Below are 21,891 nucleotides of genomic sequence, written 5' to 3' on the forward strand. Positions count from 1 at the left end.
AAAAGCAGAATACAAAAAGGCGTTAACCAAAGGCGCTTCTTTCAATGGTTTTCACATCCAGAAGCGTGATTGTGCTTTGATCGGATAGGGTAAATACCTTGCCTGCAGATGTATTGATGGCGTTGGTAAAGGCAGAATCAATATCTGCTGACCCGTAACCGTTCAGCACAATGCGATCTTCCCAGGTATGGAAATTCTGGATTGTGTAATGCGCACCGGCCTGGCCCGCATTCAGAACAAACAGATCAACAGCTGCATTAGCCTGGCTTGCATTGCCGATCAGCGTGTTATCGCCGGTTCCAGCATACATGATTGTTCCGGAACCTTGCGATCCGTCCAGTGTCTCCTGACCACTGCCGGCAATCAGGATATTGTTTTGGCCCCGTGATGTCAGAACATCTCCGTTGCCGCCACCAGTGACTGTTGAGTTATTGCCTGCCTGGATAAGATTGGAACCTGCGGTGCCTCCCTTGAAATATCCATTCTGGCCACTCCATACGGTTATATTGCCTGTGCCACCTTCGATCGTATCGGACGTATCTGGGTAGCCTGTATTGCCAAAATAAAGCAGGTGACCCCTACCATTAAAGACGGTCGTGTTGGCAGCTCCCGTGGCAACAGTTGCATTGCCGGAATCCAGAATGACCAGAGCGCGGGCATTGCCAGCATAATATGTCAGATCACCGGTTCCGCCGAACAGTGTTGATGTACCTATCGACTGGATATTGCCTACGATAGTGCTGGCACCTGTTCCATTGATGAAAGTCGTAGAGTTGTTGGCCGTCATAAAGACGCCGGCATTGCTGCCAACGACGGTATTGGCAGCACCAGCCGCGTAAATTGTATCCTTACCCTGGCTCCAGGCCAGATTGCCATCCCCGATGAGCTGTACTTGGCTACCCGCTTGACCGGTCAGGATTTTGCTGCCTGCTCCAAGAGCTTCAATCGTATCCTGTCCCTGGCCGCCATAAATTGTGGTATTGCCAACATTATCGACAAAATTTGTACTTCCGCCTCCACCAACAAGCTGCGACCCGTGCCCACCTGCAGTCAGTGTACCGCCGTTTGGTCCGCTGACCAGCGTATCCGCTCCACTGCCTCCCATAATGAGATCACGGGAAGCGCCCCCCACCAGCAGGCGGGGAGTAGATGTGTTGTTCTGAATTGTAATAGGCGCGGACGCAGATGTCTGAATCTGGGGAGAAAGCGAAACGGTTTCAGGATGAAGAGGTGAGAAGGCAAGCTGTTGAAGGGCTGTCGAAACCTGACTGACGGTCCCGGTAACAGTATAGGTTTTTCCATCAGCGCTCAGCGTGCCGTTGCCCAGATGGCTGTAGATTCCTTCAGCATTGGCTCCCAGTGTTGCTGTGGCCGTGATAATGGTATTGGGATCCACTGCAGTAAAAAATTGATCTGCAAATGGCAGCAAAGCGGATTTCAAGGCGATTGTTCCGTTGCGGGATGTCGTGCCTGCGTTATTCGTCACATTCAGGTTAATTGTTGAGGTTGAAACCTGCCCGGTTGCAGCCTGCCCTGCTGTCTGTGTGAATGTAAGCGTATTCAGAATGTTGGTGACATGGGCCGGGCTGCCGGAAATAGTAAAGGTTTTCCCGTCAGCGCTGACAGTTCCATAAAGGCTTGGGTCAGTAAATGTGCCACTGGCACCAGTGATGGTGACCGTTGCTGTTATACCTTCTCCACTCTGCTGGGAGACGGTCACGCCCGACAGAATGGACAGCGGAACCTGATCTGTGCCGGACTGGCTGGAATTAAAGCCTGTGATTGTTGGTGTCAGTGAATCCTCGATAGCAAGTTTGGATGAGCCGTCGGAATCCTGGATCACGGCAACCCGTTTGGCAGCATAATTGCCTGTCAGTTGCAGAGTATAGGATGTCGTGCCGTCGGTGACCGTCAAACGATCTGTTGCGCTATCAATCGTTGCTGACACGGCGCTGGTATAGGACAGGGTGTTGAGGTCAATGTAATCACCATTGGAAAAGCCCTGGATGATTGCATTCTGACTGGCCGCCGGATCATTGATTTGAAGCAGGCCGCCTGTACCCTCCATATCAATCGTTCCGGACAGATGGCCGCCTGAAGAGACGATCAGGGTTCCGTTGCCGGAAACAATCGTATTGGCCGCTGTGCCACCGGAGGAGATTATCTGCATGCCTCCGCTATTGACAGTGGTCCCGCTGGCGATCCCCCCGTTCATCACAAGCATCGATGAAACCGTACTTGTATCAAGCAACACGCTGCTGGAGGTGATCCCTGACGATACAATGATATTTTCCTGACGGCCGGTGATCAGGGTGCTTCCATCTCCGCTATCCTGTGTCTGGCTGAAGGCCCAGCCGCTGTAATCACCCTGTAATTTGAGGTGATAAGCTTGTCCTGATCCGGAAATGGTCAGCAAATGACTGGTATTATCATAAGAAACCGTTCTGCTGCCCTGCATGTATCGAAGTGAATTCAGGTCGATGATGTCGCCATTGCTGAAGCCATTGATCTGCGCGCCTGATGCCAGAGCTGTGGGGGATGCAATCTCAAGCCTTGCCCCTGTTCCGCTCATGGTCAGGGTTCCAGAAAGTGTGCCGCCATTCTGGATGGTCAGCGTACCCGCTCCATCGATGACCGAGTTCGATGCAACACCACCTTGATAGACATATTGCAGACCACCACTATGAATAATGGAGGCAGCGGCTCTTCCGCCTGCGGAAACACGTTGCGTTCCCCCGCTGGAAATATCTGTCTGGCCGGCATAACCAAGAACAAGCTGTACACCATTGGCTCCAACAGTGCTGCTGGTTGCAAAGCCTGTGTACTGTGTATTGCCGCTCCAGCTCTGTCCCATAACCCACATATAATTCTGTGGGTTGCTGCCACCGATAGACAGGCTGTCAGCGGCAGACGTCACGATAATTCCAAGACGACGGGCCGTCAGCAAAAGAGACTGGTCCTGAGCATCAGATGATGATGATACGCCCCAGCCTGTATAATCACCGGACAGGCGCAGCCGGTACGTATCCTGACCGCTGGTGACGGACAGATAACTGATATTATCGTTGTTGGCCGATGTGGAATCGATAGAAACGAGTGTTCCGGCCGCAGTCGCATTGATAGAGCCAAGGTCGAGCCTGTCCCCTTCATCAAACCCGTTAATGAGCGGATTGGCGGCGAGAGAGGAAGGCGCATCTATTTTCAGCAGGCTGCCTGAGCCTGCCATATAAACCGTATCGCTTAACAGACCGCCGCTGGCGACTTCAATGGTCCCGCTGCCTGATATTGTCGTGGTTGAAGCCAGCCCACCTGAAGAGATAATCAGATGGCCGCCCTCGCTTATTGTTGTGAAGAATGATGAGCCACCGGAAAGAACAATCTGGCTGCCTCCATCTATAATGGAAACGCTGGTAGCGGTTCCCCCTTCTGATAGTGTTTGGAGACCACCACTTTGAACAAGAGTGTTTTCTACGGAGCCACCGTTGGCAACAATTTGTACACCACTATTGAAAATAGCAGCATCCAATGAAGAACCCGAAACCGTTTCCGCTCCATAGAGCTGTGTATTAGATGCGATTCCGGTAACACTCTGTATACCGCCGGCAGAAACCTGGGACGATATTGCATACGCTCCGGCTTCAATAATCTGGCTGCCACCAGAAAGAATAACGTTACTGTTCGTTGATGCACCATTACTGATATGGGCAATGCCACCGCTGGAAATATAGGTGAACTGAACTATGCTGTTCTGTGCGGCAAAAAGCTGCGTGGCAGACGTGGAAAGATCGGCGCCCAGAGTAAAATTGCTCAGTACTTCGCCAGAGCTCGTATAATAATAACGGTTCAGAGCTTTGATCAGTGTGCTGCCATCTGTTTGGTCCGCATAAGAAACAAATTGCCAGCCGGGATCTGTCTGCGGCTGCGATAGAAGCAGGGTGTATTGAATGCCGGAAGCGGAAACAATCAACTCACCTGAGTTGTAACTGATCTGAGCATTGGAAGAGTAGGAAATATTATTGAAATCAATGCTGTCTCCCTCGGAGAATCCGTATATGCTCAGGAAGGAAGAATAGCTGTCTGTACTGTTCAGAACGATTTTGGATCCGGTTCCAGAAAGGCCGATAGCTCCCTTTATCTTGGCTCCTGAATCAACAATCAGAGTTCCTGCCCCGCTGATCACGGTGCCCGATACTATGCCGCCGACACGCCAGCTGGAATCATACATGACGTGCTGCACCCCGCCATCCAAAACGGTGGTGTTAAAAGCCGTGCCTCCGCCACGAATTTCCTGAATGCCGCCACTGCTGACGATTGTTGCGTAGGCACCGTAAGAGGCAGGGATTGACGTGCTGTATGGTCCGTAAATGCGTTCTATTCCGCCATTCAGAACCTGTGTTCCGCTGGTAATGCCTCCGCTGGACCATATGGCAACTCCGCCGGCCTGAAGAATGCCGCCACTGCTGATAATGGTGTTTTGTGCAATGGCCGATGGCCCTATGACGCTTTGGCTGCCTCCGTTTTCAATCTGAGTGCTGGACGCAGTGCCATGAACAATCTGGGAACCACCTGATTGGACCATCGTGCTGATGGCAATAGGGCTGTAGAGCGAATGAAAGCCTGGCCCTTCAATGGTTTCTGTGCTGCTGTCAGAGACAATTGTGCCGGATGTAGCACCGTAATTGTCGAGCGCGCCTCCTTGCGCCAGAACGGTGCTGATCGCTTGTCCGCCATATTGGACAGTCAGCAGGCTTCCACTTTGAACCTGTGTGGCGGAGGCGATGCCGCCTCCCATAACGATACCGTTGAGATAATCGGCGCTAGTGTCATTTTTCAGCAACAATCCGCTTGAGACCGTATTGTTGCCCACAGAAACGGTATTCCCCCGTATGACGAGAAGTGTTGAACCGTCGGAATCCGCAATTGTTTTCAGCTTTTCTGTGCCGCTCAGAGTGGCCCTTAGGGCGAGCGTAAAGCGATCTGTGCCATTTGTTATGGTGGCGGTTGGATTGTTGCCGGATGTATAAGTGACAGATGTATTGCCTGATGAGAATTGCAGATTATTGATGTCGATGACGTCGGAAGAATCAAAATCTGAAATATAGAACCCGCTTGCCAGAGCAGCCTGATTGTTAAGGGTCAGATGTCCGCTGACGATGCTGGTTGCGCCATCAATAGTCCCACCTGAATCAATAACCAGGGAACCGCCACGACTGATGACTGCGCTGACCGCTGTTCCACCCGTGTAAACATGCTCTATTGCACCGTTATGAATGACGGTGGAGGTGGCAACTCCACCCCTGGAAACATTGACAGTGCCTGCAATCAAGTCAGCGCCGTCCAGGCTGCCGCCTTGGCTGACATCGACGGTGCCAGAAACTATGCTTGCCTCAGAGGCGTAGCCATAGACATACATTCTGGCGCCTCCATCAATGATGGTTCTATTCGCTGCGCCACCCTCCAAGATAGATAATGCTGCTGCAAAACCGGATACGGTTGCATTGCGGTCAATGCCACCACTGAAAATCAGGCTGGCACCCCATGTTCCAATCTGACTGTTGGACGTGATGCCACCCGATTCTGTGTAAATGGTAACGCGTGGTTGGACTATTGTGCCAATCGCAATACCTCCGTTTTCAACCGCGAGCTGGCTGATGCTGCCGGATTGGTCAACGACAATACCCGATGAGGTCTGGCCTGAACTGATGATTAACTGTGACAATAGATGAATCCATGTAATTAATTTATATGTAAATATACTTTACAGTAATATGCAGGATGATTTCGATAAAATCAAAAGATTTATCGTATATTTGGAAATGAATTGGCATATTTGGGAGAAATTTGGTTTAATGATTTAAATTCATAAAATTTATGGTTTGTAAAAAGATAATTTATTTTTTTATTTAGTTTATTTTGGTTGGTGGCGACATTGAGGGGAGTTACCCATCGAACGCGGGGCGGGTGCGCGTGTCTGGCGTGCTATGATGCTGGACAGGCCGGATGTGATCCGCTAAAGGCGCCTGCTCAATCGGAACGTGGGAGACCGGTTCACTCGCTCGCTGGCCCTGATCGGGGCTGGTGGGTTCTTCGTGCTTTGGTGCGGAGTGAGGCGGTCGTGTGAACCACGGTCCTGGATGACTAACAGGAGCCAGGATTATGGCAAAAAAGATCGTCGGCTACGTCAAGCTGCAGATCCCTGCGGGCAAGGCGAATCCCTCTCCGCCGGTTGGCCCGGCGCTGGGTCAGCGCGGCCTGAACATCATGCAGTTCTGCAAGGAATTCAATGCGGCCACACAGGCCATGGAACCCGGTATGCCGGTTCCGGTGGTGATCACTGCCTATGCTGACCGCACATTCAGCTTCATCACCAAGACTCCGCCGAACACCTATTTCCTGCTGAAGGCAGCAAAGGTGCAGAAGGGGTCTCCCACGGTTGGCAAGAGCGCTGCGGTGGGCCGTGTGACCATGTCCCAGTTGCGTGAAATCGCGGAAACCAAGTTCCAGGACATGAACGCGAACGATATTGACGGTGCCGTCCGGATGCTGGCGGGTTCCGCCAAATCCATGGGCCTGACCGTGGTGGAGGGCTGATCCGATGGTACATAACAAGCGTCTGAAAGCGGCTCGCGCATCCGTCGACAGCACAAAGTTCTATCCGTTGACCGAGGCCGTGGCGCTGGCGAAGACCAACGCCCGTGCGAAGTTCGACGAGACGATCGAAATCTCCCTGAATCTCGGCATTGATCCGCGTCACGCGGACCAGATGGTGCGTGGTCTGGTCTCGCTGCCGAATGGCACAGGCAAGACCCTGCGTGTCGGCGTGTTTGCCCGTGGCCCGAAGGCCGAGGAAGCGAAAGCTGCCGGTGCCGATGTGGTCGGCGCTGAAGATCTGGCGGAGCTGGTGCAGAACGGCACCATTGAGTTCGATCGCTGCATTGCGACCCCCGATATGATGGCTCTGGTTGGTCGTCTGGGCAAAATCCTTGGCCCGCGCGGCTTGATGCCGAACCCGAAGCTCGGCACTGTGACCATGGACGTCAAGGGCGCAGTCACCGCGGCCAAGTCCGGTCAGATCGAGTTCCGTGCCGAAAAGGCCGGCATCATCCATGCCGGTATTGGCAAGGCGAGCTTTGACGCTGACAAACTGGTCGAGAACATCCGCGCTCTGGTCGACGCTATCCAAAAGGCGAAGCCGACCGGTGCGAAAGGAACCTATCTTCAGAAAGCTGCGCTCAGCTCCTCCATGGGGCCTGGCATGCGTCTGGATGTATCGTCCCTGACGGCCTGACCGGATAGAGCATCCGGTTGAATGGAATACGCTTCGCTTGGCATCTGTCGGGCGGAGCGGGCAGGGAAGCTCAGGCTTCCCGATATCCTGTCCAAGACCACACGTGCCGCGTCGGATCATGATCCGGGTTGGCTTAAAGGGAAAAGCCGTAGGCAATACCCGCGCGTGGAAGACGGGTCGGTCATTGGGTGGGACTATGTTCTGCCTCTGATGTCGGTTCCGGATAAAGGACAGGCGAATGCATCGCCGTTGATGCGGGGATGCATGGGTAACTGATCCGGCGGGGTGGTCCTGCCGGATTGAACAGGAGTGAGTGCGTTGGAGCGTACGGAGAAGCGAGAATTCGTTGCCTCCCTCGCCGCCGTGTTCGCGGAAACCTCGATTGTTGTCGTCACCCAGAACAAGGGTCTGACGGTGGCAGAGGTGACCGAGCTGCGTCGGCGGGTCAGGGCGGCAGGTGCGAATTACAAGGTCGCCAAGAACCGTCTGGCCAACCTCGCCCTGGAAGGGTCCCAGTTCGAAGGCATCAAGCCGCTGCTGAAAGGTCCGACCGCGCTTGCGTGGTCTGAGGATCCAGTCGCTGCAGCAAAGGTTGTCGTCGACTTCGCCAAGACCAATGACAAGCTGGCTATTCTCGGCGGTTCTCTTGGCAGCCAGACGCTTGATGCGTCCGGCGTCAAGGCGCTTGCCGATCTGCCGTCTCTGGACACGCTGCGTGCGCAGCTCGTGGGGCTCATCTCGACCCCTGCGACGCGTATCGCTGGCGTCCTCCAGGCACCGGCTGGCCAGCTGGCACGGGTCTTCGGGGCTTATTCCAAGAAGGAAGAGGCGGCCTGATCGGCCCGATTCTCATCGGAAAAGTGATCAACTGTTCAGGCAAAGGCTTGAACGGACCGGAACAACGACTAAACTAAAGGCATAAACAAATGGCTGATCTGTCAAACCTGGTTGAGCAGCTGTCCAGCCTGACCGTCCTCGAGGCGGCTGAGCTGTCCAAGCTGTTGGAAGAAAAGTGGGGCGTCTCCGCCGCCGCTCCGGTTGCCGTGGCTGCTGCCCCGGCTGCTGGCGCTGCTGCTGCTCCGGCTGAAGAGCAGACCGAATTCACTGTCATCCTGGCGAAGGCCGGTGACAAGAAGATCAACGTCATCAAGGAAATCCGCACCATCACCGGTCTGGGCCTGAAGGAAGCCAAGGATCTGGTCGAAGGCGCGCCGAAGACCGTGAAGGAAGGCGTGAACAAGGACGAAGCCGAGAAGATCAAGAAGGTGCTGGAAGAGCAGGGCGCCGCTGTCGAGATCAAATAAGGCCGTTTCCGGGGTTTGCCCTGGATGTTGAATACGGTGTGGGCGGAAATGTATATCATTTCCGCCCCATCGGTCGTTGCAGCCGGATAGTCCGGCTGTTTCTGTCGCATCGGGGTTCGGCAGAGCTCTGTTTGCAAACGCCTCTTCCCGGGCGGCCATGGGAAGATTCAGGGCGACGTTATTGGCCGGGCTTGACGCCGGACTATCGGGTGAAGGTATCCTCCTTCGCTGCGGACCCGGCGGAGTGAGATTTCGGGATCTAAGGGCAGGGCATGAACGCAATCACCCAGCGGGACAGCAAATCTTTCACCGGCCGCAAGCGCATACGCAAAAATTTCGCCCGTATTGGCGATGTTGTGCCGATGCCCAATCTGATTGATGTGCAGCGCGCCAGTTATGAAGCGTTCCTCCAGATGAACGTGCATCCGGATAACCGGACGCCGACGGGCTTGCAGGAAGTTTTTCGTTCCGTCTTTCCGATTGACGATTTCGCGGGTCGTGGCCGTCTGGAATTCGTCAATTACGAGTTGGAAGAGCCGAAATACGATGTTGAGGAATGCATTCAGCGCGGCATGACCTTTGCCGCTCCCCTGAAGGTCATTCTCCGTCTGATCGTGTGGGATGTGGACGAAGATACCGGTTCCCGCTCTATCCGCGACATCAAGGAGCAGCCGGTTTATATGGGCGATATGCCGCTCATGACCGATAATGGCACCTTCATCATCAATGGTACCGAGCGCGTCATCGTTAGCCAGATGCACCGCTCTCCCGGCGTGTTCTTCGATCACGACAAGGGCAAGACCCACTCAAGCGGCAAATTCCTGTTTGCCGCGCGCGTTATTCCCTATCGTGGCTCATGGCTCGATTTTGAATTCGACAGCAAGGATCTGGTCTACGTCCGCATCGACCGTCGTCGCAAGCTGCCTGTCACCACGCTGCTCTATGCGCTGGAAGGCCAGCGGACTGAAGCGGCAATCGCTTCCGGTATCGATCCGCAGGATCTGCCCGAAATCCATGGCATGACCGCCGAGGAAATCCTGTCCTATTTCTATACGCAGGTTGTGTTCACCAGCACGCCGAAGGGCTGGGCCCGTCCTTTCGATCCGGAAGCGTTCCGTGGCATTACTCTGGCCGAAGCCCTGATTGATGCCGATACCGGCACGGTCGTGGCCGAGGCCGGCACCAAGCTGACGGCCCGCAGCGCCCGCAAGATCGCCGAGCAGGCCAAGACTGTTCTGGTTGGCCGCGCCGATCTGCTGGGTCGTTATATGGCCGAGGATCTGGTTAACGAGCAGACCGGCGAAATTTATGCCGAAGCAGGCGAAGAACTGACCGAGGCTCGTCTGGCCGCTCTGGAGACTCTGGGCGTCACAAGCCTGCCGACTTTGGCGATCGACCAGACCACTGGTCCATGGATTCGCAATACTCTGGCGATCGATAAAAACTCTACTCGTGATGATGCGCTGATCGACATCTATCGCGTGATGCGCCCCGGTGAGCCGCCGACCCCGGAAACGGCGGAAGCCCTGTTCCGTGGCCTGTTCTTCGATATGGACCGGTATGACCTGTCCTCGGTCGGTCGTGTGAAGATGAACATGCGTCTGGGCGTGGATGCTCCGGATACTGTCCGCACCCTGCGCAAGGAAGATATCCTTCGCACCGTCAAGATCCTGTGCGATCTGAAGGATGGTCGTGGCGCGATCGACGATATCGACAATCTCGGCAATCGTCGCGTGCGTTCCGTCGGCGAGCTGATGGAAAATCAGTATCGTCTTGGCCTGCTACGGATGGAGCGGGCGATCCGCGAGCGCATGGGCTCGGTCGATATCGACACGGTCATGCCGCATGATCTGATCAATGCGAAGCCGGCTGCCGCTGCGGTGCGTGAGTTCTTCGGCTCCTCGCAGCTCAGCCAGTTCATGGACCAGACCAATCCGCTCTCTGAAGTGACGCATAAGCGTCGCCTCTCCGCGCTTGGTCCGGGCGGTCTGACCCGTGAGCGTGCAGGCTTCGAGGTCCGTGACGTTCACCCGACCCATTATGGCCGTATCTGCCCGATTGAAACGCCGGAAGGCCCGAATATCGGTCTGATCAACTCGCTGGCCACCTATGCCAAGGTTAACAAGTATGGCTTCATCGAAACGCCGTACCGCATGGTGGAGGATGGCAAGGTCAGCGATCAATGGCGCTATCTTTCAGCTATGGAAGAAGATCGTCTGGTGGTGGCGCAGGCCGATGCACCGCGTGACAGCACAGGCAAGCTGACCGAGGAACTGATCTCCGTGCGTCGCCAGGGCGATTTCCGTCTGGTGAAGCCGGAAGACGTGACCTCGATGGACGTTTCGCCGAAGCAGCTCGTTTCCGTGGCTGCGGCGCTGATCCCGTTCCTTGAGAACGACGACGCCAACCGCGCGCTGATGGGCTCGAACATGCAGCGTCAGGCCGTGCCGCTGATTCGCGCCGATGCGCCGCTGGTCGGCACCGGCATGGAAGCTGCTGTGGCGCGTGACTCTGGCGCTACCATCGTTGCCCGCCGTGCCGGTGTGGTCGATCAGATCGACGGTGCCCGCATTGTGGTCCGTGCCAGCGGCGAGGATGGAGCAACTCAGGGCGTCGATATTTATCGTCTACGCAAGTTTATGCGCTCCAACCAGAGCACCTGCATCAACCAGCGTCCGCTGGTCAAGGTTGGGGATCACGTGATTTCCGGCGATATCATCGCGGATGGTCCGTCGACGGAGCTGGGTGAACTGGCGCTTGGCCGTAACGTGCTCTGCGCGTTCATGCCATGGAACGGCTACAACTTCGAGGACTCCATCCTGATCAGCGAGCGGATCGCGCGGGATGACGTCTTTACCTCGATCCATATCGAGGAATTCGAAGTGATGGCCCGTGACACCAAGCTGGGTCAGGAAGAAATCACACGCGACATTCCGAATGTGGGTGAAGAAGCTCTGCGCAACCTCGACGAAGCCGGTATCGTCTATATCGGTGCAGAGGTAAATCCGGGCGATATTCTGGTCGGTAAGGTTACACCGAAGGGCGAAAGCCCGATGACGCCGGAAGAAAAACTGCTGCGCGCCATTTTCGGCGAGAAGGCGAGTGACGTACGCGACACCTCGTTGAAGCTGCCGCCCGGCACGACCGGCACCATCGTGGATGTGCGTGTGTTCAGCCGTCGAGGCGTCGACAAGGATGAGCGCGCCATGGCGATCGAGCGCGCCGAGATCGAACGTTTGGCCAAGGACCGCGATGACGAGCGCGGCATTCAGGAGCGCGCATTCCTGAACCGTCTGCGTGAGAAGCTGCTGGGCCATCCGGCTTCTGGTGGCTTCAAGGGCATCAAGGCTGGGACAATCATCACCGATGAGGTTCTGGCCGAGCATCCTCGTGGCGCATGGCGCAACATCTCCGTGCAGGATGATGCGGTGGTCGCCGACATCGAATTGCTGAAGCGTGAGTTCGACGCCGCCGTGGCCAAAATTCAGGCCCGTTTCGAAGGCAAGGTCGAGAAGCTTCAGCGTGGTGATGAACTGCCGCCGGGCGTGATGAAGATGGTCAAGGTCTTCGTGGCCGTGAAGCGCAAGCTTCAGCCGGGTGACAAGATGGCAGGCCGTCACGGCAATAAGGGTGTGGTCAGCCGCGTGGTTCCGGTCGAGGATATGCCGTTCCTGGAGGATGGCACCCCGGTCGATCTCGTGCTGAACCCGCTGGGCGTACCGAGCCGTATGAATGTGGGTCAGATTCTGGAGACCCATCTGGGCTGGGCCTGCGCCAATCTCGGTCGTCAGATCGGTGAGCTGGTGGAAGACTATCGCCGCAATGGTCAGCAACGGGATGAGCTGTTGTCCCGCCTGCGGGAGATATACGGCGACAACGTCTATAACGACATCATTGCCGATATGAACAACGACCAGTTGATCGAACTGGCGGAGAACCTGCGCAAGGGCGTGCCGATTGCAACTCCGGTTTTCGATGGCGCCCGTCCGTCAGATATTGAAAACATGCTGAGCCGGGCTGGTCTTGATACCTCCGGTCAGGTGGTCCTGACGGATGGTCGTACCGGTGAGCCGTTCGAACGTAAGGTGACAGTCGGCTATATCTATATGCTGAAGCTGCACCATCTGGTTGACGACAAGATCCATGCCCGTTCGATCGGTCCCTACAGCCTTGTGACCCAGCAGCCGCTGGGTGGTAAGGCGCAGTTCGGTGGCCAGCGCTTCGGTGAAATGGAAGTGTGGGCGCTGGAAGCCTACGGCGCCGCCTACACCCTGCAGGAAATGTTGACGGTGAAGTCCGATGACGTGTCCGGCCGCACCAAGGTGTATGAGGCGATCGTGCGTGACCAGGATAGCTTCGAGGCCGGTATCCCGGAAAGCTTCAACGTTCTGATGAAGGAGTTGAAGTCACTGGGTCTGAATGTCGATCTTGAAAACCGCTCTGCCTGATTAATGGATGTTCCGGAGGGGCTTCCGCCTCTCCGGACCAGGATGCGGGGATTGATCCCTGTCTATCCTCTCTCATGAGGTGACCGTATGAACGAGCTGATGAAGATCCTGGGTCAGGGCGGCCAGTCGCTGAGCTTCGACCAGATCAAGATTCAGATGGCCAGCCCGGAGCAGATTCGCTCCTGGTCCTATGGCGAAATCAAGAAGCCGGAAACGATCAACTACCGCACCTTCAAGCCGGAGCGGGACGGGCTGTTCTGTGCACGGATTTTCGGTCCGATCAAGGACTATGAATGCCTGTGCGGCAAGTACAAGCGGATGAAGTTCCGCGGCATTGTGTGCGAGAAGTGCGGCGTTGAAGTGACGCTCGCCAAGGTGCGCCGCGAGCGTATGGGCCATATCGAGCTGGCCTCCCCGGTTGCTCATATCTGGTTCCTCAAAAGCCTGCCCAGCCGTATCGGCCTGATGGTTGATCTGACTCTGAAAGAGCTGGAAAAGATCCTGTATTTCGAGAACTACGTCGTTCTCGAACCCGGTCTGACCGATCTGAAGCTGCATCAGCTTCTGACCGAAGAGCAGTTGCTGAACAAACAGGACGAGTTCGGCGATGATGCGTTCCGCGCCGGGATCGGAGCCGAGGCGATCAAGTCGGTTCTGGAAGGGATCGATATCGACGAGGATAAGGTGCGCCTGCGCGCCGAGCTGAAAGAGACGACCTCCGAAACCAAGCGCAAGAAGCTGGTCAAGCGCCTCAAGCTGATCGAGGCTTTTGCGGAAAGCGGTGCCAAGCCGGAATGGATGATTCTGGATGTGGTGCCGGTGATTCCACCGGAACTGCGTCCGCTGGTGCCACTGGATGGAGGTCGCTTCGCAACCTCTGACCTGAACGACCTGTATCGCCGTGTCATCAACCGTAATAACCGCCTGAAGCGCCTGATCGAACTGCGCGCGCCGGACATCATCGTCCGCAATGAAAAGCGCATGTTGCAGGAAAGCGTGGATGCGCTGTTCGATAACGGTCGTCGCGGCCGCGCCATTACGGGTGCCAATAAGCGTCCGCTGAAGTCGCTGTCCGATATGCTGAAGGGCAAGCAGGGCCGGTTCCGTCAGAACCTGCTCGGCAAGCGCGTCGACTATTCCGGCCGTTCGGTGATTGTCGTGGGGCCGGAGATGAAGCTCCATCAGTGCGGTCTGCCGAAGAAGATGGCTCTGGAGCTGTTCAAGCCGTTCATCTACTCGAAGCTGGAAAAATACGGTCACGCCACCACCATCAAGGCTGCCAAGCGCATGGTGGAAAAAGAGCGTCCGGAAGTGTGGGATATCCTCGAAGAGGTGATCCGCGAGCATCCGGTCATGTTGAACCGTGCGCCAACCCTGCATCGTCTGGGTATTCAAGCGTTCGAGCCGGTGCTGATCGAAGGCAAGGCGATCCAGCTGCACCCTCTGGTGACCACCGCTTTCAATGCCGACTTCGACGGTGACCAGATGGCCGTGCACGTGCCGCTGAGCCTTGAGGCTCAGCTGGAAGCGCGCGTGCTGATGATGTCCACTAACAACATCCTCAGCCCTGCCAACGGCAAGCCGATCATCGTGCCGAGCCAGGATATCGTGCTCGGTCTGTACTATCTGTCGCTGGAAACGCCGGAGTTCCGGAACACGCCGGATGACAAGGCGCAGGCTTTCGGCACGCTTGGCGAAATCGAGGCGGCGCTGCATGCCAGAACCGTGACCCTTCATACCAAGATCCGTGCGCGTCTGCACACGGTAGACGATCAGGGCAACCCGATCCGCGTGCGCGTGGTGACCACTCCGGGCCGCATGCTGATCGCCCAGATTCTGCCGCGCCATCCCAACGTGCCTTTTGCGCTGATCAACAAGCAGTTGACCAAGAAGAACGTCTCCGACGTGATCGACGCGGTTTATCGCCATTGCGGCCAGAAAGAGTGCGTGATCTTCGCCGATCGTCTGATGGGCCTCGGTTTCGGTCAGGCCGCGAAGGCCGGCATTTCCTTTGGCAAGGATGATCTGATCATCCCGGCGGAAAAGCAGGAGATGATCGAAAAGACTGCCGGCGAAGTCAAAGAGTTCGAACAGCAGTATCAGGATGGTCTGATCACCGCTGGCGAACGCTATAACAAGGTGGTCGATGCCTGGTCGCGCTGCACCGATGAGGTGGCGGGCGCGATGATGAAAGAGATTTCCAAGCAGGAACTCGGGCGTCCCATCAATTCCGTGTGGATGATGAGCCATTCCGGTGCGCGTGGGTCTCCGGCCCAGATGCGTCAGCTTGCCGGTATGCGTGGCCTGATGGCGAAGCCGTCCGGTGAAATCATCGAGCAGCCGATCATCGCGAACTTCAAGGAAGGCCTGTCGGTTCTGGAGTATTTCAACTCCACCCACGGTGCCCGTAAAGGTCTGGCCGATACGGCGCTGAAGACTGCGAACTCCGGCTATCTGACCCGCCGTCTGGTGGACGTGGCGCAGGATTGCATCATCGTGGAGAACGATTGCGGCACTGAACGCGGCCTGACCGTGCGTGCGGTGATGGATGGCGGTGAGGTGGTCTCCAGCCTGTCCGAGCGTATTCTCGGTCGTACCCTCAGCGAGGATGTGCTCGATCCGGCGACCAATAAAATCCTGTATCCGCGTAACACGCTGATCGAGGAAGAACACGCCGAAAAGATCGAGAAGGCCGGGATCGAGGTGGTGAAAATCCGCTCGGTGCTGACCTGCGAGAGCACGGTTGGCGTCTGCGGCCACTGCTATGGCCGCGATCTGGCCCGTGGCACGCCGGTGAATATCGGTGAGGCAGTCGGCGTGATTGCCGCCCAGTCCATCGGTGAACCGGGCACGCAGCTGACGATGCGCACCTTCCATATCGGCGGTGCCGCGCAGCGTGGTGCCGAGCAGTCCAGCGTCGAAGCCAGCCATGATGGCATCGTGACGGTGAAGAACCGGAACGTGGTGCTCAACAGCCAGAACGTCGCCATCGTGATGTCGCGTAACTGCGAAATCGTGTTGGCGGATGAGAAGGGACGTGAGCGGGCGCGTTACCGTGTGCCGTATGGTGCCCGTCTGCTGACGGATGAAGGCGCCCAGGTGACCCGCGCCCAGAAGCTGGCGGAATGGGATCCCTACACCCTGCCGATCATTACGGAGCGCGCCGGTAAGGTCGAATATCTTGACCTGCTGGATGGCGTGACGCTGGTTGAGCGGATGGACGAAGTAACCGGCCTGACCTCCAAGGTGGTGGTGGACTACAAGCAGAACGCGCGTGGCGTCGATCTGCGTCCGCGACTCCAGTTGAAGGACGAGAGCGGCGATGTTGTACGTCTTTCCAACAATACGGATGCCCGTTACTTCCTCTCTCCTGACTCGATTCTGTCGGTGGAGAACGGTGCCGAGGTGAATGCCGGTGATGTGCTGGCCCGTATTCCGCGTGAAGGCAGTAAGACCCGTGACATTACGGGTGGTCTGCCGCGCGTGGCGGAGCTGTTCGAAGCCCGTCGTCCCAAGGATCATGCGGTCATCGCCGAGACCGATGGTCGGGTTGAATTCGGCAAGGATTACAAGGCCAAGCGCCGCATCATCGTGAAGAACGACGAAACCGGCGAGGAAACCGAGTATCTGATCCCGAAGGGCAAGCACGTCTCGGTGCAGGAAGGCGACTTCGTGCGTCTGGGCGATCCGCTGGTGGACGGTCCGCGCGTGCCCCATGACATCCTGAAGGTGCTGGGTGTCGAGGCGCTGTCGGATTATCTGGTGAACGAAATCCAGGACGTCTATCGACTCCAGGGTGTGAAGATCAACGACAAGCACATTGAGGTGATCGTTCGCCAGATGCTGCAGAAGGTCGAGATTCTCGATCCGGGCGATACGATGTATCTGATCGGTGAGCAGGTGGACCGGCTGGAGTTCGAGGCCGAGAATCGCAAGCGTGAGCGTGAGGGCGAGCGTCCTGCGGTAGCCATGCCGGTTCTGCAGGGTATCACCAAAGCATCCTTGCAGACGCAGAGCTTCATCAGCGCGGCCTCCTTCCAGGAGACCACACGTGTGCTGACCGAGGCAGCGACGGCAGGCAAGGTCGATACTCTGAATGGTCTGAAGGAAAACGTGATCGTCGGACGTCTGATCCCGGCGGGCACAGGCTCTATGATGAACCGCCTGCGCCGGATTGCCTCTGGTCAGGACGAGGCCAAGGGAGTCGGGCAGGAAACGCCCAGAATCTCTGGTCAGGAAGCGGCTGAATAAGGCTTCTTCTGCTGAAGAATGGGAACGCTGGCCTTGAAAAGGGCCAGCGTTTCTTTTTGGCTGGTGAAAACCGGCGTCTGACAGGCTGCCGACTCCGTCTGAATCTCTGTCGAGTCTTTCGATGGGGCCGCTTATGGGAGGCAGCCACGCGGGTAATGCAGCACTCATTTGCTGGAATCTGGCTCCGCATGCCGCTGTGACGCTTGACTTGAGGGCGTACCCAACGTAGGTTCCGCGCCCTCGGCCGACCCCCACCGACAGGGCAGGGAAGGCCTCGTTTTCGCTAGCCACGTCTTTGGTGCCGCCGATGATAGCCGGGTTACTGGCTTAGGCTTAGGCCAATGACACGGTTATACCCTGCAGGCCGAATCTGATTCGGCCCGTCGCGGGGTTATGGCGTTGACGGTGGCTCGCCCATCCGGGTGAGGTGGATAGACAGAGAGTTCGGAAAGAGGCCCGATGCCGACCATTAACCAGCTGATCGCCAAGGGGCGTGAGCCCAACAAGGCGCGCAACAAGGTCCCGGCGCTGCAGGGGTGCCCGCAGAAGCGTGGCGTTTGCACCCGCGTGTACACAACCACACCGAAGAAGCCGAACTCGGCTCTTCGTAAGGTGGCCAAGGTGCGCCTGACGAACGGCTATGAGGTGGTGAGCTACATCCCAGGTGAGGGCCACAACCTGCAAGAACATAGCGTCGTTCTGATCCGTGGCGGACGCGTGAAGGATCTTCCTGGCGTGCGTTATCACATTCTGCGCGGCGTGCTCGACACGCAGGGTATTGCGAAGCGGCGTCAGCGCCGTTCGCTCTACGGCGCGAAGCGTCCGAAGTAAGGAGAGGGCTGATATGAGCCGCCGCCGCCGCGCCGTTAAGCGCGAGATCCTGCCGGACCCGAAGTTCGGCGATGTCGTCATCACACGTTTCATGAACGCGCTGATGTATGACGGTAAGAAATCCGTTGCCGAGGGCATCGTTTACGGTGCACTCGACGTGTTGAAAAAGCGTGGGGGGAATCAGGCCGATCCGGTCCGTATGTTCCATGAAGCGCTGGACAACGTGAAACCGGCCGTGGAAGTCCGGTCTCGCCGCGTAGGCGGTGCGACCTATCAGGTGCCGGTGGAAGTGCGCGCGGACCGTCGGCAGGCGCTGGCGATCCGCTGGATCATCGATGCTTCCCGCAAGCGGGGTGAGCACACGATGGAAGAGCGGCTTTCAAACGAGTTGCTTGACGCCGTTCATAACCGCGGTTCCGCGGTGAAGAAGCGCGAAGATACCCATCGGATGGCAGAGGCCAACAAGGCCTTCAGCCATTACCGTTGGTAATATTCAGTAGAAACACCGGACCGAAAAGCGGGCACGGAGAAGACCATGGCCAAGGCGAAATTTGAGCGGAACAAACCGCACTGCAACATCGGCACGATCGGACATGTTGATCATGGCAAGACGTCGCTGACAGCAGCCATCACGAAGGTGCTTGCCGAAACCGGCGGCGCAACTTTCACCGCGTATGACCAGATCGACAAGGCGCCGGAAGAACGCGCCCGTGGTATCACGATTTCCACGGCGCACGTGGAATATGAAACCGGCAACCGTCATTACGCACACGTGGATTGCCCCGGTCACGCCGACTATGTGAAGAACATGATCACCGGTGCGGCCCAGATGGATGGCGGCATTCTCGTCGTCTCCGCTGCTGACGGCCCGATGCCGCAGACCCGTGAGCACATCCTGCTCGCCCGTCAGGTCGGCGTTCCGGCTCTGGTGGTGTTCCTGAACAAGGTCGACATGGTCGACGATCCGGAGCTGCTGGATCTGGTTGAAATGGAAGTGCGCGAGCTGCTTTCTTCCTACCAGTTCCCGGGCGACGATATTCCGATCATCAAGGGTTCCGCTCTGTGCGCTCTTGAAGACAAGAACCCGGAAATCGGCCGTGATGCGATCCTGAAGCTGATGGAAGCGGTGGATGCCTACATCCCGCAGCCGGAGCGTCCGCTGGACCGTCCGTTCCTGATGCCGATCGAAGACGTGTTCTCGATCTCCGGCCGTGGCACCGTTGTGACCGGTCGTATCGAGCGTGGCGAAGTCAAGGTTGGTGACGAAGTCGAAATCGTCGGCCTGAAGGCGACCTCCAAGACGACCGTGACTGGCGTTGAAATGTTCCGCAAGCTGCTTGATCGTGGTGAAGCCGGTGACAACATCGGTGCGCTGCTGCGTGGCACGAAGCGTGAAGACGTCGAGCGTGGTCAGGTTCTGGCCAAGCCGGGTTCCATCACCCCGCACACGAAGTTCGCCGCTGAGGCATACATCCTCACGAAGGAAGAGGGTGGCCGTCACACGCCGTTCTTCACCAATTACCGTCCGCAGTTCTATTTCCGCACGACCGACGTCACTGGCGTCGTGAGCCTGCCGGAAGGCACGGAAATGGTGATGCCGGGCGACAACGTGTCCATGCAGGTTGAGCTGATTGCGCCGATCGCGATGGATGAAGGTCTGCGTTTTGCTATTCGTGAAGGCGGCCGCACCGTTGGTGCAGGCGTCGTCGCGAAGATTTCGCAGTAATCAACGGCCCCGAATTCGGACTTAGTACAAATGGATAACCAGAACATCCGCATTCGCCTCAAGGCGTACGATCATCGAGTGCTCGATAACAGCACGAAGGAGATCGTGAATACGGCGAAGCGTACGGGTGCGCGGGTTCGGGGCCCTATCCCGCTGCCGACGCATATCGAACGGTTCACAGTGAACCGTTCTCCGCACGTGGATAAGAAAAGCCGCGAGCAGTTCGAAATCCGGACGCATCGCCGGCTCCTCGATATCGTCGAGCCGACACCCCAGACCGTGGACGCGCTGATGAAGCTCGACCTGGCTGCCGGTGTCGACGTCGAGATTAAGCTGTAAGAGCCAGCCATGCGCACAGGATTAATTGCACGTAAGCTGGGTATGACCCGGCTGTTCAAGGAAGACGGGACTCATGTTCCCGTCACCGTTTTGCACCTGGACCAGGTCCAGGTCGTGGACACCCGCACCAAGGAGCGGGATGGTTACACGGCGGTGCAGCTCGGGTTCGGTCAGGCAAAGCCGAAGCATGTGTCGAAGGCCAATAAAGGTCATTTCGCCCGTGTTAAGGTGGAACCGAAGAAGAAGCTCGTGGAGTTCCGGGTGGCGGAAGACGCTATTCTGGAACCGGGTGCGACTTTGTCGGCTGAACACTTTCTGGTTGGCCAGAAGGTCGACGTGACCGGTACTTCCAAGGGTAAGGGCTTTGCCGGTGCGATGAAGCGTTGGAATTTCGCCGGTCTGGAAGCCAGCCACGGCGTGTCCATCAGCCATCGTAGCCATGGTTCGACCGGTAACCGTCAGGATCCGGGCAAGACCTTTAAAAACAAGAAAATGGCTGGCCATCTCGGTGACGAGCGGGTGACCACTCAGAATGTGGAAGTCGCGCATGTCGATGCGGCGCGCGGACTGCTCATGATCCGTGGCTCCATTCCCGGTGCCAAGGGTGGTTATGTGCTGGTGCGTGACGCTGTGAAGCGCAAGCGTCCGGAAGGCGTTGCGTATCCGGCGGCGCTGCAGGCAGACGCCGCGGCGAGCGAGGGCTAAGACATGCAGATCGAGATCAAAACCCTCGATAACGGCAGCGCCGGTACGGCCGAGCTGCCGGACGAGATTTTTGCGGCCACCCCGCGTGCCGATATTATGGCGCGCGTGGTTCACTGGCAGCTCGCCTGCCGCCGTGCCGGCACCCACAAGGTGAAGGGCATGGGCGAGGTGAGCGGCACGACCAAGAAGCCGTATCGCCAGAAGGGCACGGGTAACGCTCGTCAGGGCAGCCTGCGCGCTCCGCAGTTCCGCACCGGTGGTGCCGTTCATGGTCCGGTCGTTCGCGACCATGGCTATGATCTGCCGAAGAAGGTGCGTCGTCTTGGCCTGATTTCCGCTCTTTCCCAGAAGCAGGCGGAAGGCAAGCTCGTCGTCATCGACACAGCTGCTGGTATGGAAAAGACCCGCGACCTTGCTGCGAAGCTGCGCGCCCTTGGCTGGCGCTCCGCATTGATCGTCGATGGTGCCAGCGTTGACGAGGGCTTTGCCCGCGCAAGCCGCTCGTTGCTGGCGGTTGATGTGCTGCCGACCATCGGTGCCAACGTATATGACATTTTGAACCACGACGTGCTGGCGATTACGGTTGCCGGTGTCGAGGCTCTCAAGGCCCGCCTTGGTTTCGGTGCGGCTGAAGAAAGGAGCGCGGCATGAGCTCTCCGCAAAAAACATCGCTCGCTGCGCGTCGTCGCGCTGAGCGTATGTCCCGCGAGGCGATGTATGAAGTCATCCGTAGCCCGCTGATCACCGAAAAGGCGACGCTGCTCAGCGAGCGTAGCCAGGTTGTGTTCCGCGTGGCGATTGATGCGACCAAGCCGGAGATCAAGGCCGCTGTTGAAGGCCTGTTCGGGGTGAAGGTGATCGGCGTCAATACCTTGGTCAACAAGGGCAAGACGAAGCGTTTTCGCGGCCGCCCCGGCCAGCGGAGCGATGTGAAGAAGGCGTATGTCCAGCTGGTCGCCGGTCAGGCTATCGACCTGACCGCCAAGCTGGCCTGAGGCA

Annotated in this window: 14 protein-coding genes; 13 read left to right on the forward strand and 1 reads right to left on the reverse strand. The window is 57.3% G+C overall.

Annotated features, from left to right (window positions below; genetic code table 11):
- Window positions 1-22: 22 nt before the first annotated feature.
- A complete protein-coding gene (locus tag GbCGDNIH6_RS02830; protein WP_072562788.1) occupies window positions 23-5,719 on the reverse strand; it encodes an AIDA repeat-containing protein in 5,697 nt (1,898 codons plus the stop codon).
- 437 nt (window positions 5,720-6,156) lie between these two features.
- Here GbCGDNIH6_RS02830 and rplK point away from each other — a divergent pair, with 437 nt between their 5' ends.
- From rplK to GbCGDNIH6_RS02900, 13 genes are all read left to right on the forward strand, one after another.
- The gene (rplK, locus tag GbCGDNIH6_RS02835; protein ID WP_011631251.1) at window positions 6,157-6,591 is read left to right on the forward strand and encodes a 50S ribosomal protein L11; all 435 of its coding nucleotides are present in this window, start codon (window positions 6,157-6,159) and stop codon (window positions 6,589-6,591) included.
- Window positions 6,592-6,595: 4 nt separating this feature from the next.
- Window positions 6,596-7,288 (forward strand): 50S ribosomal protein L1, encoded by a 693-nt coding sequence (rplA, locus tag GbCGDNIH6_RS02840; protein ID WP_072562789.1) that lies wholly within the window; start codon window positions 6,596-6,598, stop codon window positions 7,286-7,288.
- 318 nt (window positions 7,289-7,606) lie between these two features.
- On the forward strand, window positions 7,607-8,125 hold the full coding sequence (gene rplJ / locus GbCGDNIH6_RS02850) for a 50S ribosomal protein L10 (RefSeq protein WP_025286091.1): 519 nt from the start codon (window positions 7,607-7,609) through the stop codon (window positions 8,123-8,125).
- A gap of 89 nt (window positions 8,126-8,214) precedes the next feature.
- On the forward strand, window positions 8,215-8,592 hold the full coding sequence (gene rplL / locus GbCGDNIH6_RS02855; protein ID WP_011631254.1) for a 50S ribosomal protein L7/L12: 378 nt from the start codon (window positions 8,215-8,217) through the stop codon (window positions 8,590-8,592).
- A gap of 272 nt (window positions 8,593-8,864) precedes the next feature.
- Complete coding sequence (rpoB, locus tag GbCGDNIH6_RS02860) at window positions 8,865-13,040, forward strand: DNA-directed RNA polymerase subunit beta (RefSeq protein ID WP_072562791.1); 4,176 nt, start codon at window positions 8,865-8,867, stop codon at window positions 13,038-13,040.
- Window positions 13,041-13,127: 87 nt separating this feature from the next.
- Window positions 13,128-17,291, forward strand: a complete 4,164-nt coding sequence (gene rpoC, locus GbCGDNIH6_RS02865; protein WP_072562792.1) for a DNA-directed RNA polymerase subunit beta' — start codon at window positions 13,128-13,130, stop codon at window positions 17,289-17,291.
- A gap of 459 nt (window positions 17,292-17,750) precedes the next feature.
- Window positions 17,751-18,122, forward strand: a complete 372-nt coding sequence (rpsL, locus tag GbCGDNIH6_RS02870) for a 30S ribosomal protein S12 (RefSeq protein ID WP_011631258.1) — start codon at window positions 17,751-17,753, stop codon at window positions 18,120-18,122.
- Window positions 18,123-18,135: 13 nt separating this feature from the next.
- The gene (gene rpsG / locus GbCGDNIH6_RS02875) at window positions 18,136-18,612 is read left to right on the forward strand and encodes a 30S ribosomal protein S7 (protein WP_072562793.1); all 477 of its coding nucleotides are present in this window, start codon (window positions 18,136-18,138) and stop codon (window positions 18,610-18,612) included.
- Window positions 18,613-18,657: 45 nt separating this feature from the next.
- Window positions 18,658-19,848 carry an elongation factor Tu gene (tuf, locus tag GbCGDNIH6_RS02880; protein ID WP_011631260.1) on the forward strand — a complete coding sequence of 397 codons (1,191 nt, stop codon included), beginning with the start codon at window positions 18,658-18,660 and terminating at the stop codon, window positions 19,846-19,848.
- Window positions 19,849-19,878: 30 nt separating this feature from the next.
- The gene (rpsJ, locus tag GbCGDNIH6_RS02885; protein WP_007282720.1) at window positions 19,879-20,187 is read left to right on the forward strand and encodes a 30S ribosomal protein S10; all 309 of its coding nucleotides are present in this window, start codon (window positions 19,879-19,881) and stop codon (window positions 20,185-20,187) included.
- A 9-nt stretch (window positions 20,188-20,196) separates the two neighbouring features.
- Window positions 20,197-20,892 carry a 50S ribosomal protein L3 gene (gene rplC / locus GbCGDNIH6_RS02890; protein WP_011631261.1) on the forward strand — a complete coding sequence of 232 codons (696 nt, stop codon included), beginning with the start codon at window positions 20,197-20,199 and terminating at the stop codon, window positions 20,890-20,892.
- A gap of 3 nt (window positions 20,893-20,895) precedes the next feature.
- Window positions 20,896-21,543, forward strand: coding sequence for a 50S ribosomal protein L4 (gene rplD, locus GbCGDNIH6_RS02895; RefSeq protein WP_011631262.1), 648 nt, complete (start codon window positions 20,896-20,898; stop codon window positions 21,541-21,543).
- Between the two features lie 47 nt (window positions 21,544-21,590).
- On the forward strand, window positions 21,591-21,887 hold the full coding sequence (locus GbCGDNIH6_RS02900; protein WP_080504533.1) for a 50S ribosomal protein L23: 297 nt from the start codon (window positions 21,591-21,593) through the stop codon (window positions 21,885-21,887).
- Window positions 21,888-21,891: the final 4 nt, after the last annotated feature.

The sequence above is a fragment of the Granulibacter bethesdensis genome, from assembly GCF_001889525.1.
GTDB classification, from domain to species: domain Bacteria; phylum Pseudomonadota; class Alphaproteobacteria; order Acetobacterales; family Acetobacteraceae; genus Granulibacter; species Granulibacter bethesdensis_C.

What these genes read in the sequence shown, in the direction of transcription:
- rplK (WP_011631251.1), top strand. Translation starts at nt 6,157, where the DNA reads ATGGCAAAAAAGATCGTCGGCTACGTCAAGCTGCAGATCCCTGCGGGC.
- rplA (WP_072562789.1), top strand. Translation starts at nt 6,596, where the DNA reads ATGGTACATAACAAGCGTCTGAAAGCGGCTCGCGCATCCGTCGACAGC.
- rplL (WP_011631254.1), top strand. Translation starts at nt 8,215, where the DNA reads ATGGCTGATCTGTCAAACCTGGTTGAGCAGCTGTCCAGCCTGACCGTC.
- rpoB (WP_072562791.1), top strand. Translation starts at nt 8,865, where the DNA reads ATGAACGCAATCACCCAGCGGGACAGCAAATCTTTCACCGGCCGCAAG.
- rpoC (WP_072562792.1), top strand. Translation starts at nt 13,128, where the DNA reads ATGAACGAGCTGATGAAGATCCTGGGTCAGGGCGGCCAGTCGCTGAGC.
- rpsL (WP_011631258.1), top strand. Translation starts at nt 17,751, where the DNA reads ATGCCGACCATTAACCAGCTGATCGCCAAGGGGCGTGAGCCCAACAAG.
- rpsG (WP_072562793.1), top strand. Translation starts at nt 18,136, where the DNA reads ATGAGCCGCCGCCGCCGCGCCGTTAAGCGCGAGATCCTGCCGGACCCG.
- tuf (WP_011631260.1), top strand. Translation starts at nt 18,658, where the DNA reads ATGGCCAAGGCGAAATTTGAGCGGAACAAACCGCACTGCAACATCGGC.
- rpsJ (WP_007282720.1), top strand. Translation starts at nt 19,879, where the DNA reads ATGGATAACCAGAACATCCGCATTCGCCTCAAGGCGTACGATCATCGA.
- rplC (WP_011631261.1), top strand. Translation starts at nt 20,197, where the DNA reads ATGCGCACAGGATTAATTGCACGTAAGCTGGGTATGACCCGGCTGTTC.
- rplD (WP_011631262.1), top strand. Translation starts at nt 20,896, where the DNA reads ATGCAGATCGAGATCAAAACCCTCGATAACGGCAGCGCCGGTACGGCC.
- GbCGDNIH6_RS02900 (WP_080504533.1), top strand. Translation starts at nt 21,591, where the DNA reads ATGTCCCGCGAGGCGATGTATGAAGTCATCCGTAGCCCGCTGATCACC.